The organism is Flavobacteriales bacterium (genome assembly GCA_016124845.1).
In the GTDB taxonomy this organism is placed as follows: domain Bacteria; phylum Bacteroidota; class Bacteroidia; order UBA10329; family UBA10329; genus UBA10329.
Genome location: WGMW01000043.1, coordinates 1 through 12617 on the forward strand (window position 1 = coordinate 1; position 12617 = coordinate 12617).

10 protein-coding genes and 1 pseudogene are annotated in these 12617 nt (G+C 48.5%); 7 read left to right on the forward strand and 4 right to left on the reverse strand.

Annotation, left to right across the window (positions count from 1 at the left end):
* Window positions 1-36 precede the first annotated feature (36 nt).
* The gene (locus tag GC178_15330; GenBank protein MBI1288939.1) at window positions 37-660 is read left to right on the forward strand and encodes a hypothetical protein; all 624 of its coding nucleotides are present in this window, start codon (window positions 37-39) and stop codon (window positions 658-660) included.
* An 83-nt stretch (window positions 661-743) separates the two neighbouring features.
* Here the strand turns inward: GC178_15330 and GC178_15335 are convergent, their stop codons facing one another.
* From GC178_15335 to GC178_15345, 3 genes are read right to left on the reverse strand one after another with little or no spacing between them, the layout of a single operon-like run.
* Window positions 744-1160 carry a hypothetical protein gene (locus GC178_15335; protein MBI1288940.1) on the reverse strand — a complete coding sequence of 139 codons (417 nt, stop codon included), beginning with the start codon at window positions 1158-1160 and terminating at the stop codon, window positions 744-746.
* Window positions 1157-3394 (reverse strand): TonB-dependent receptor, encoded by a 2238-nt coding sequence (locus GC178_15340; GenBank protein ID MBI1288941.1) that lies wholly within the window; start codon window positions 3392-3394, stop codon window positions 1157-1159. Before GC178_15340 ends, GC178_15335 begins: the two co-directional genes overlap by 4 nt.
* 59 nt (window positions 3395-3453) lie before the next feature.
* A complete protein-coding gene (locus GC178_15345) occupies window positions 3454-3981 on the reverse strand; it encodes a hypothetical protein (protein MBI1288942.1) in 528 nt (175 codons plus the stop codon).
* Between GC178_15345 and bamD the strand changes: the two genes are divergently transcribed.
* The 6 genes and pseudogenes from bamD (at window position 3960) to GC178_15375 (ending at window position 9946) form a co-directional block, all read left to right on the forward strand.
* Window positions 3960-4940 carry an outer membrane protein assembly factor BamD gene (bamD, locus tag GC178_15350; GenBank protein ID MBI1288943.1) on the forward strand — a complete coding sequence of 327 codons (981 nt, stop codon included), beginning with the start codon at window positions 3960-3962 and terminating at the stop codon, window positions 4938-4940. The genes GC178_15345 and bamD overlap by 22 nt on opposite strands.
* A 1-nt stretch (window position 4941) precedes the next feature.
* Window positions 4942-5298: an RNA polymerase Rpb6 gene (locus tag GC178_15355; protein MBI1288944.1), complete on the forward strand. Its 357-nt coding sequence runs from the start codon at window positions 4942-4944 to the stop codon at window positions 5296-5298.
* Between the two features lie 60 nt (window positions 5299-5358).
* Window positions 5359-6541: pseudogene (coaBC, locus tag GC178_15360) on the forward strand (bifunctional phosphopantothenoylcysteine decarboxylase/phosphopantothenate--cysteine ligase CoaBC).
* Entirely contained in the window at window positions 6538-7431 is an 894-nt protein-coding gene (locus GC178_15365; GenBank protein ID MBI1288945.1) for a DUF4835 family protein, read from the forward strand. The pseudogene coaBC and the gene GC178_15365 overlap by 4 nt, the downstream one beginning before the upstream one ends.
* Window positions 7432-7436: 5 nt before the next feature.
* A complete protein-coding gene (gene recN, locus GC178_15370; protein ID MBI1288946.1) occupies window positions 7437-9092 on the forward strand; it encodes a DNA repair protein RecN in 1656 nt (551 codons plus the stop codon).
* Between the two features lie 68 nt (window positions 9093-9160).
* Window positions 9161-9946 (forward strand): SDR family oxidoreductase, encoded by a 786-nt coding sequence (locus GC178_15375; protein ID MBI1288947.1) that lies wholly within the window; start codon window positions 9161-9163, stop codon window positions 9944-9946.
* Between the two features lie 111 nt (window positions 9947-10057).
* On the opposite strand, the gene GC178_15380 is transcribed toward GC178_15375, so the two are convergent.
* Window positions 10058-12598 (reverse strand): AAA domain-containing protein, encoded by a 2541-nt coding sequence (locus GC178_15380; protein ID MBI1288948.1) that lies wholly within the window; start codon window positions 12596-12598, stop codon window positions 10058-10060.
* Between the last annotated feature and the right edge of the window lie 19 nt (window positions 12599-12617).

The window sequence follows — 12617 nt, forward strand, 5'->3', positions numbered from 1 at the left end:
AATGTCAGGGTAGTAGTACCCACAAATCCCGACCAGATGCTCGAACTGGCCGGCCACATCATTACCAAACACACGGCCGATGGGGCGGCAAGTCCGCTCAGTGGCCTGGACATGGCGGCTTTTGGAACGCGCGTTACCGATGCGGACACTCAGAATGAACTGGCCAAGCAGCTGCGCAAAGATGCCGAACTGGCCACAGAGAGCCGTGATGGGCTGTTGGGTAAACGGAAGGACCAGAATGTGAACTCGGAGGGCACGGTTCTCAACATCATTGCCCGCGTGCGCGACATTCTATTGGGCATGTACAAAGGCAACGAGCAGCAGTTGGGGCAGTGGGGCTTTGAGGTGAATCAGAGTTCCACAGGTGGAAATGGTTCGGGCCATGGCGGTGGCCCACAACCACCGGGCACGGGTTCCATTACAGGTACGGTTGCCGATATGGCGACCGCATTCGGTATTTCGGGGGCCATGGTAGAGGTGACCGCCTTGGGGGTGTCTGCCACTACCGATGCCATGGGGAAATTCACCCTGCCCAACATACCCTATGGCACCTATACGGTAAAGGTTTCGGCCACGGGTTATCTGATGCAGGAGGTACCGGTAACGGTATCGTCTGAGATGCAGGCGACCATCAATGTTGCACTTGCCGTAACGCCATGATGGATCATTGTCCTGTGGTCAAAAGAAAACCCCGCCCGAGTTCCGGACGGGGTTTTGTTTTCCAACATGATGATATGGACCTATTACTCCACCGTCAAGGTCAGGTTTGCCTGCTTGTTCAGTCCATCGCGGTTGGTGATGGTGAATGTGAAAGCATGCGTATTGCCCGAAACGGTATCGGTGTTGGTAAATGTGTAATCATGGTCATAGCTGGTAGCTTCAAGGTCTTCCGTATAAACCGTTGTGGTCGATCCACCGTTCACCGATTCGGAAACATTGAAACGGATGATCGGATCCTTGGCCTTCTCGGTTTCCGCTTCAACGCCAATGGTTATTGTGTCGTTTGCAGCCATGGTGCCATCCTGGTATGTGTAACCTGCGGTGGATTTGAACGAGATGTGCAGTTCATCGCCCTCATCCTCTTTATCGCAAGAGACAAGCACAGAAGCCATAAGCATTACTGCAAACATGGTTTTGAAAATTGAATTGATCGCTTTCATTTTTTGATTGTTGTTAAATGGTTTTTGAATTTGATTTTAAGATTGATAGACACGTCCCAACCGATGTTGAGCGTGCCGTAAAGTTTGAGCCGTGACAGGTGGTCGTAGTAGGCCTGATTCGTCAGGTTGTTTCCCACCAGATTCAACTCATAGTTGACCTTCTCACCGATATATTCGGCTCCGAAGCCCGCATTGAGCAATTGGTAGCTTGGTGTGGACTTTTCGGTGGAGTAGGTCAGGTATTGCCGCAGCACGAGGTCGGTATTCACAAAGCCTCGGAACGACCACCTCGCATTGTATTGGCGACTGTAAGCCACTTCGGGCCGCACCTTCTGCGCTGGCATCCAAGGAAGGAACTCCCCATTGTTCAACTTCCCAACAAGCCCCGAATAACTGGCCGAAATGCGCAGTCCTTTTGTCTGCGGTGGTGTAATGGAAATGGAAGCCTCACCACCGTAGAGATCCGCATCGTGCTGGCGGAACCGATACACGGGAAATCCGAACCATTCCTCATCGGTCGGATCCAAGAAGATGTACCCGAAGAAATGGTTGTAGAAACCCGAAACACTTGCCTGAACCCACTTGGAGGTGAACGCAACCTGCGCATCGCCATTGATGTTCTGCTCGTTCTTCATGTTCGGGTCACCGATCTCGTACGTGTAAACACCTTCGTGCAGGCCGTTGGAGGAAAGCTCCGCCAAATTGGGTGCCCGCACACCGCTGGCAGCGTTCAGCTTCAAGTTCCAATGGCTGTTGGGCGAGTAGCTGATGCCGACCAGACCATTTCCAAACTCGCGCGTCTGCGCAAACGGATGAATGTCTTTCTCAGCCGAATTGACCGTTGGAGTCAGCAACGTTTTGATGTAGCGGATGCCGCCTCCTGCACCGTATTCCACCATGAAACGGTTAAAGCGATGCTTTAAGTAAACCGACACAACGCTTTCCACCATCCACGCGTCAGGCACGATCTTGCGCCTGCCGTAATTGGTGTTGTTCTCCATGCTGGAAAGATTGGCCACCACCAGTTGCGTTCGGTTGCTGAGCTGCTTCAGCCACTTCACCGAATTCTGCACGGTGAGCAGATGCATTTCCAAACTCAGTTCGCCCCCGCCTTCATCCTCCGAACGGAAGTTCGATTGAAAACCCGTGTTCAAGCGAAGCAATGAATTCTTCAGTCGGATGTCGTTGGCGGATGAGAATACATTCAGCATGACGATGTGGTGCGGCCCCGACATCTTGCGGCTCCATCGCGCATCTTTCTCCATGAAATGAAGGATGTCGTTGAAGATGAAACCGAAGTTGTTGTACGAGAAATGGTAATGGTTCACCGATTTCCAGTTCTTCCGCTCAAACCCGAAAGACGCCTTCAGGTAATAGCCATCGTAGCGGCTGTTCAGTACACGCGTTCCGTTTCCATCCGAATAATCCGCGTGATTGTCCACGCCCACACGAAAGCGGAACCACTTGTTGCCGAAATTGGCTTTCGTTCCGACCTGAAACGTTCCTCCCAACGTATTGGAATGGAACTCTACGCCAAGGTCCGTTTCCCACATTCCCACCTTGGGAGGCTGCTCTTCGATGATGTTGATGACACCACCCACGGCATCCGTTCCATAGAGAATGCTCAACGGACCTTTGATCACTTCCACCTTTGAAATGCCCAAATCGGAAAGACCGAGACCGTGCTCATCCTGCCATTGCTGGTTGTCGAACCGCAGGCCTGAGAACAGCACAAGTAGGCGATTGCCATACAGTCCGCGTACCACAGGTTTGGAAACACCCAAACCCGTGCTGAACTGCGAAATGCCAGGCACGCGCGCCAGCGCATCGGTGAGATTGAACGAGCCTTGTCGTGCAATCTGGCGTATGTTGAGTGGCTCTATCGGAATGCTGGTTTCCAACGCATCTTCATCGGCATATGCCGAGACCAGAACTTCATCCAGCGGGTTGGCCGAGGCTGAGAGTTGAACCTTCGGATGTTCCGTCAGTTCGGTGTAACTCAGTTCGAGTGGCCTGTAACCCACCATGCGAATAATGATCTCTGCTACGCCTCTGAAAGCCGACACATCTGCATTTCCGTTCACATCTGTTACGGCCAGCCTCTTTGGTTCTTCGCTCGAAATGGTAGCGTAACCCAAAGGTTGGCCCGAAAGACTGTCCTGAACGGTGATGGTCTGTGCCTGCGCATTCGCCAACATGCCCAACAGGAACCACAGTATCAGAATTCTGAACATGTGATCGGTTTATTGGAACAAATTGAGGTGTTCTCAGAAAAAGAACGCGGCTTGACCGATCAGGCTTCGGGTGGGGGCGAAGGAGGGGAGATGTTCCAAGCTGAATGACCTTTCGCGTTCCGCATTGTAAAGGTTGCAACTGGAGTTTCAGTCATTCGCCAAGAAGATGGCTCTGAAAAGAACAACATCTGTGTAAAATGTGTGAAGTGGCTTTCTCGCTCTTGACGGCTTTTGTCCGTGCCAAGTGCCAACACTGTGAGTTGATTCAGCTGCTTGCTGAGATGAGTTTCCTCATTGTCCCACCAACAGCGATAGACAATGCTGTCACCGACAGAAACGACCGAAACCACGTCATACATTTCGCCATCGAACTCAAACTCCTTTTCATCCTTCCACCTGAGTTTCCTCTCTACCTCAGCCTTGGAAAATTTGAGTGACACAAGATCATCTTTCCAAATCCCTTCGACCAATCGGTGTTTCACTTGGCTGCGAACCACCGCCTTGCGAACATGCAGCCATCCTTGCATGCCCACAAACGGGGCAACCAGAACAAGGATCATTGAATATGCAAGAATGGTGCGCTTCAAGAAAACAAGTGAGTTTACGTTGTACAATAGTACCGCCTCTGAGGCGGATTTTCCAAATGACCCGACAAACTTTTCGAATGGAACGCACCCAATATTTTGAAAGCTTTGGCGTTCATCATCGCGTAATCGAAAAAACTATCTTTGCGGCCATGTTGAAAAAGGCCTTTCCAGCCCTTCTTGTCATTACTTCCGTTTTCCTGTTTTCTGGATGCAGTAAGTATCAGAAAATTCTGAAAAGCAACGATTTCGAACAGAAGTTCGAGATGGCCAAGATGTACTATGACAATGGCAAGTACCAGAAGGCTTTCCCATTGTTCGAGGAGCTGATCACGGTTTTCCGTGGAACCAGCAAGGCCGAGGACGTTTATTATTACTACGCATACTGCAATTACCAAGTGGGCGATTACATGCTGGCGGGGTATCATTTCGACAACTTTATTCGCACATTTCCGCGAAGCAGCAGGGCAGAGGATGCGCAGTTCATGAACGCCAAATGTTACTTCTTGGATTCTGCCGACCCGACACTCGACCAAGCAAGTACGCACAAGGCCATTGATGAACTTCAGTTGTTCATCAACAAATACCCTGAAAGCCCGAAAGTGGATGAGTGCAACGACCTGATGGACCGACTGCGCTTTAAACTGGAGACGAAGAGCTTCAACGGAGCCAAACTCTATTATCGCGTGGGTGAATATAAAGCTGCTATCTTTGCGCTCCGAAATACGCTCACGGACTATCCAGATACGAAGTACCGAGAGGAGATCAGTTTTATGATACTGCGTTCGAGTTATCTGCTGGCTGACAATAGTGTGGAGGAGAAGAAACTGGAGCGATTTGAACAGACATTGACCGAATGCAATGAATTCATTGAGCGGTTCCCACGATCGAAAGATGTGAGTTCTGCCAAGAGCATCAAAGAAGATTGTAAACAAGAACTTGAAAAGTTAAAAACCCTGTAAAATGGAATACAAGAACACCAAGGCAGAGCGCGATACCATTACCCGTGACATGCGTCAGTTCGAAGAAGGAACTGATAACGTGTATGAGACCATCGCCATCCTTGCAAAGCGTGCAAATCAGGTAGGTACGGACATCAAAGAGGAACTGAACGCCAAATTGGCTGAGTTCGCCACCACTTCCGACAACTTGGAGGAGATCTTTGAAAACCGCGAACAGATTGAGATCTCCAAGTTCTACGAAGGACTTCCTAAGCCTGTGGCCATTGCCGTTGAGGAGTATCTGAAAGGAAAGGTTTACTTCCGCAACCCTGCAAGAGAGGAAGGCGAAGCAGTTGAAACAGAACAGGCCGAAGCCTGATTCTTACCAGATAAGCATTGAAAAACCCGACTGAGTTCGGGTTTTCATGTATATTGGAACATGCAAGGCAAGAAAATACTGATCGGAGTTACAGGCGGCATTGCTGCTTTCAAAACACCTTTGTTGGTGCGTCTGATCGTGAAGGCAGGTGCAGAGGTGAAGGTGGTGGCTACCGATGCGGCTTTTGACTTTGTAACGCCATTGACGCTTTCCACCGTTTCTAAGAATCCTGTTCTGAGTTCGCTTTCCAATGCCGAAGGCAATTGGAACAACCATGTGGAACTTGGACTTTGGGCCGATGTATTTGTAATTGCTCCCGCTACGGCCAACACCATCGGGAAAATGGCCAACGGCATCTGCGATAATCTTCTACTGGCCACATATCTTTCTGCAAGATGCCCTGTTGTGGTTGCCCCGGCCATGGACCTTGATATGCTTCAGCATCCAGCAGTAAAAAAGAACATGGCAACCATTGCCGATTTCGGTAACCGCATCATTGAGCCGACCGAAGGAGAATTGGCCAGTGGCCTCGAAGGCAAAGGCAGAATGGCCGAACCTGAACAGATCTTTCAATTTGTGAAGGAATTGCTGCATGCCTGAACTGCGCGGAAAAAAGGTGCTTATCACCGCAGGCCCAACCTATGAGGCCATCGATCCTGTTCGGTTTATCGGCAATCATTCGTCTGGAAAAATGGGAATTGCCATTGCTGAAGTTGCTGCTGAAAATGGGGCAGAAGTGACCTTGATCTGTGGGCCTTCGCATGTTAAATGTTCCAAAAACATCCATCGTGTCGACATCATTTCTGCACAAGAAATGTTTGATAAAGTGATGAAACGCATGACAGACCAAGACATTCTTATCTGCGCTGCTGCGGTGGCAGACTATCGCCCCAAGCATGTTGCGGAGAATAAAATGAAGAAGAAAGACGTTTCCCTGACCATTGAACTGGAGCCGACACCAGATATTCTGGCCACGCTGGGAGCTACGAAGCGTAAGGATCAGATTCTTGTTGGCTTTGCTCTGGAAACAGACAATGAGTTGGAAAACGCAAAATCGAAATTGAAAAACAAGAACTGTGACCTACTGATTCTGAACTCGCTTCAGCATAAAGGAGCAGGGTTTGGGCACGACACCAACAGGGTTTCAATTCTGGACAGACACAATAATATATCTACTTTTGAATTGAAGTCGAAAACAGCGGTTGCAGACGATATTCTGCACGCCATCATCGCCATAAAATGACACGGTTTTTCACTTTTATTCTACTGATCTTCGCAGTTGCGGGAAAAGCACAGGAACTGAACTGTACGGTTTCGGTCATCAGCCCTGGAATTCAGAACACGGAGAAACGGATCTTTGAAACGCTTCAGAAGGATGTGCGCGAGTTCATGAACTCCAACCAATGGACAACCGACATTTACCAGTTGGATGAGCGTATCGAGTGCAATATTCTGATCACGATCACCGAAAAGGTTTCGAGCAGCCAGTTCAAAGGAAACATTCAGGTGCAATCGAGCCGCCCTGTTTATATGACCTCGTACAATACGGTCTTGCTCAACGTGAACGATCAGGAATTTGCCATTGAATATGTTGAGAATCAGCCATTGCAATGGCAACCGAACCAGCACATCAGCAACCTCACGTCCATCTTGGCTTTCTATGCGTACATGATCATCGGTGCCGACTACGACAGCTTCTCTCCGAAAGGAGGCGAGCAGTACTTTCAGAAGGCACGTCAGATCGTGAACAACGCTCAGAACGAATCGCAGAAAGGTTGGAAGGCGTTCGAGAATTCACGGAACCGCTATTGGCTGATCGAGAACATGATGAACGCACGTTACGAAGGTTTCCGTAATGTGATGTACAAATATCATCGACAAGGCTTGGATAAAATGCAGTCAGACCTGCAAGGTGGTCGTCAGGCCATCTACGAATGTCTGGAGCCCTTGAAGAAACTGCGTTTGGACCAACCGAACTCGTATCTACTAACGATTTTCTTTACGGCCAAGATGGATGAGCTGATCAACATCTTCAAAGAAGCGTTTCCTGACATCAAGACCAAAGCGGCCAACGACCTGATGCAGGCCGATCCATCGAACGCGAACAAGTACGAGGCGATCATCAAAAGCTGAGAACGATGCTGACCCGCCTGCACGTTCGTAATTACGCCATCATTTCCGAGTTGCATGTGAAATTTTCAGATGGTCTCACCATCATTACTGGTGAAACTGGTGCGGGAAAATCGATCTTGATCGGAGCACTTTCGTTAGTACTCGGTAAGCGGGCAGATACATCTGTGCTGTATGATGCTGATGAGAAATGTGTGGTCGAAGCGCATTTTGAGATCGGTGGTTTTGGGTTGGAAGCATTCTTTGAACAGAACGACCTCGATTTTGAAAAGCATACCATTCTGAGACGCGAGATCAATGCGCAAGGAAAGTCGCGAGCGTTTGTGAATGATACGCCTGTCAATCTCTCGCAACTGAAAGAGCTTGCCAGCAATTTGATCGACATTCATTCACAACACGAAGTGCTGACACTCAAAACACCTGAGTTCAGAGCAAGATTTCTGGATGCCTGCGCGGATGGAGGAAAACAGTACGCGAAATTTCAGAAGGCATATTCGGAGTGGAATGCGCTAAAGCGGCAAGTTGAGAAACTGAAGCAGAAACTGCAGGAAGCCTCTGCTGATGAAGATTATGTGCGGTTCCAGCTTTCTGAATTGCTGGAACTGAACCTGAAAGAAGGCGAGTTCGCAGAAAATCAAGAACGATTGAATCTACTTGAGAATGCGGAAGAGATCCGACAAACGCTCGGACAGGTTTCTGAAGGATTTTCAGGTGTGGAAGGTTCCATTTTGGATCAACTCCGAAGAATTGAATCGGAGCTGGGTCATTTGGCTCGGAAACATGCGCCATCGAAAGATTGGACGGAACGCGTGAAATCCAGTTTCTTGGAACTGGAAGATGTGGCTCAGGAAATTGAGCGAAGTGCCGAGGGGCTGAACGAAGACCCTGAGGAATTGATTCGACTACAGGAGCGAGTGGATGAAGTGGTTCGATTGATGACGAAGCATCGCAAGCAAAGCGAGAGCGAATTGATTGAATTTCAGCAAGAGCTGGAAGAAAAATTGGATGGCATTGGCGTTTCCGATGAACAACTGACCTTGCTCCAGGCAGAATTGGAATTAGCTGGCTCCAAACTCGAATCGGAAGCAACGCTGCTGAGCCAGTTGCGTGCTACTGCCGCCAAAAATGTTGCTCCCGTCATTGAATCTGAGTTGCACGAACTCGGAATGCCCGATGCCACTTTGAAGATCGAATTGCACCGAACTGAGGTCAATGTGCTCGGCCAAGATGGAATCGATATTCAGTTCACCGCCAATAAGGGACAGGCGTTGCAAGACATCAGCAAAGTGGCCAGCGGTGGTGAGCTCTCGCGACTGATGCTATCCGTCAAATCGCAGATCGCAAAGACATCGCAATTGCCTGCCATCATCTTTGATGAGATCGATACAGGTGTTTCGGGAGATGTAGCGAACAAGGTTGGGCAGAAGATACGCTCGTTGAGTACGTTGATGCAAGTGCTGTGCATCACGCATTTGCCGCAGATCGCTTCCAAAGCTGACCAACATCTGTATGTTTACAAGCAGATTGAAAAAGGTAAAACGGAAACGAAAGTGCGTGAACTGAATGAGCAGGAACGAGTGGTTGAGGTAGCGAAAATGCTAAGCAATGCCAACCCGACCGAAGCAGCCTTAACGCACGCGAAAAACTTACTTAACGAAAAATGAACGGTTAGGAATTCGAAATTGGTTTTCTTCCAAGGCTCAATTCTTCATTCCAATTCATACTTATCAAAATGGGGTACAATCTTCTAAAAGGAAAGAAAGGAATCATTTTCGGAGCGTTGGACGACCGTTCCATTGCTTGGAAAGTGGCAGAGAAATGTGTGGATGAAGGTGCAGAGATCATTCTCACCAATGCGCCAGTTGCGCTTCGGATGGGCGCCATTAAGGAATTGGGGGAGAAGCTCAATGCAGATATTATTCCCGCTGATGTGACCGTAATGGAAGACATTGAGAATCTGGTGGCTACTGCGAAGGAGAAGTTCGGTGGTTTGGACTTCATGCTTCATTCTGTCGGCATGTCTCCGAATGTGAGAAAGGGGAGAGGCTACACCGATCTGAACTACGATTTCTTCCACAAGACATTGGATATTTCGGCCATGTCGTTGCATCGCGTGTTGCAGACCTGCTATAAGCAGGATGCCTTGAATGAATGGGCGTCTGTGGTGGCTTTGACTTACATCGCTGCTCAAAGAACTTATACTGGTTATGGCGATATGGCCGAGGCCAAAGCCATGTTGGAAAGCATTGCCCGTAGTTTCGGACATCATTATGGAGTGAAGAAGAAAGTGCGGGTGAATACGATTTCGCAAAGCCCGACCGTGACCACTGCAGGTTCGGGAGTGGAAGGTTTTGATGACTTCATCAATAATGCAGACAAACTTTCTCCGCTGGGAAATGCCTCAGCTGCGGAATGTGCTGATTACTGCGTAACGCTTTTCTCAGACCTTACGCGCAAAGTGACCATGCAGAATCTTTTCCATGATGGAGGCTACAGCAGCATGGGAGCGACAGATTAGCAGATTTTCACGCAGAGATGCAGAGAAAATGAGGAATACAAAACGAAAACGGGGCTTAATTGCCCCGTTTTCATTTCGTTAGTCTCTGTGTCTCTGTGTGAGCTAAACCCGTCAATCTTTTTTCTTTTCCGACTTCGGTTTTTTGACCGAGATGGTCAGTTCATCTGCGTCTTTTGCATGCTTCACCTCAAGCACATCTCCTTCAGAAACAGTCGAACCAATAATGGCTTCTGCCAATGGGTCCTCCAAATATTTCTGGATGGCTCTTGCCAACGGACGCGCCCCGAAATCTGGGTCGTAGCCTTTTTCAGAAAGGAAATCCTTGGCAGATTTGTCCAATTGAATGGTGTAACCAGCGTCTTCAATTCGTTTGAAAACACCTTTCAATTCAAGATCGATGATTTGGAAGATGTCTTCTTTCTTCAATTGGTTGAAGAGAATCACATCATCAATTCGGTTCAAGAACTCAGGCGCAAAAGCCTTCTTCAATGCTTTCTCGATCACACCGCGAGCGTGGTCATCAGTAGCGGAAGTTTTAGCCGCAGTTGCGAAACCAACGCCTTGGCCGAAATCCGACAATTGTCGCGAACCGATATTCGAGGTCATGATCACAATCGTGTTCTTAAAATCGATCTTACGACCCAAGCTGTCGGTCATCTGTCCATCATCCAATGCCTGAAGCAACAGGTTGAACACATCTGGGTGTGCTTTCTCAATCTCATCCAAAAGCACAACGGAATACGGCTTTCTACGAACCTTTTCGGTCAACTGACCACCTTCCTCATAACCAACGTATCCTGGAGGCGCTCCCACCAAACGTGAGATGGCAAACTTCTCCATGTATTCGCTCATGTCAATACGGATCAAGGCATCATCTGAATCGAAAAGATATTGAGAAATGACCTTCGCCAATTCTGTTTTACCAACACCAGTTGGCCCCAAGAAAATGAAACTTCCGATCGGTTTGTTCGGGTCTTTCAAGCCAGCGCGGTTACGCTGAATAGCGCGAACCACCTTCTTAATGGCTTCATCCTGACCAATCACTTTGCCTTTGAGCATTTCGCCCATTTGCTTCAGACGATCGCCTTCGTTCTGAGCCACGCGATTGACAGGAATTCCCGTCATCATCGAAACAACCTCAGCCACATGCTCCTCGGTTACCGTTTCACGGTTCTCCTTGGTCTCGTCTTCCCACTTTTTCTTCTCGCGCTCCAACTCTTCCTGAAGCTTACGCTCCTTGTCACGAAGATTGGCCGCCTCTTCGTATTTCTGGCTGCGGACAACCTTGTTCTTTTCCTCCTTAATGTCGTCCACTTTCTTCTCCAACTCAACAATCACATCAGGAACGTGAATATTGGTGATATGAACACGTGAACCAACCTCATCCAAGGCGTCAATTGCCTTATCTGGAAGGAATCGATCGGTCATGTAGCGATTGGTGAGCATCACGCACGCCTCAATCGCCTCTGGCGTATAGATCACATTATGATGTTCTTCGTACTTCTCTTTGATGTTGTTCAGAATCTCGATGGTTTCCTCTGGAGAGGTCGGATCGACCATTACCTTTTGGAAACGTCTTTCCAGCGCACCATCTTTCTCAATGTACTGTCGATACTCATCAAGCGTAGTGGCACCGATGCATTGCACTTCGCCACGTGCCAAGGCTGGCTTGAACATGTTCGATGCATCCATAGAACCTGAAGCACCACCAGCACCAACAATTGTGTGAATCTCATCAATGAACAGAATCACATCTGGAGATTTCTCCAGTTCGTTCATCACTGCTTTCATGCGCTCCTCAAACTGACCGCGGTATTTGGTTCCAGCAACAAGCGATGCTAGATCCAAGGTTACCACACGCTTTCCGAACAGCACACGAGATACTTTTCGCTTCACAATTCGCAAGGCGAGACCTTCGGCAATCGCTGATTTACCAACACCAGGTTCTCCAATAAGAATCGGATTGTTCTTCTTTCTACGGCTAAGGATCTGCGAAACCCGCTCAATTTCCTTTTCACGACCAACTACTGGGTCGAGTTTTCCATCTTCCGCAGCCTTGGTCAGGTCGCGTCCAAAATTGTCCAGAACAGGTGTTTTGGATTTCGGGTCAACTGCTTTTCGCATCTGACCGCCACCACCTGCACCGAAAGCATCACCTTCGTCATCGTCATCTGCCGACTGGCTGTGCTTGGCTTCTGGATTCAAACCAGTTTCTCCCAACATCATTTCAACCTCTTCTTTCACGAGGTCGTAATCAACTCCCATCTTCTTCATACTTCGTGTTACAACGTTATCTTCATCTTTCAAGATGGCCAATAATAAGTGTTCGGTACCAATTGTAGGACTCTTGAACACCTTGGCCTCCAGGTATGTGATCTTCAATGCTTTCTCAGCTTGCTTGATCAAAGGGATATTACCCAAATTGGTCTTCTTGACAGCTTTTCCAGTTTGAGTAGTGCTTTCGATCTCCTTTCTAAGTTTTTGAATATCAATACCTAATGATTCAAGGATCTTAATGGCCGTCCCTTCTCCTTCACGGATAATCCCGAGAAGTAAGTGTTCCGTTCCTATGTATTCATGTCCCAATCTCAGCGCTTCCTCGCGACTGAAACTGATGACATCTTTTACCCGTGGTGAAAATTTCGCGTCCATGTTCAATCCTCAAATGTCG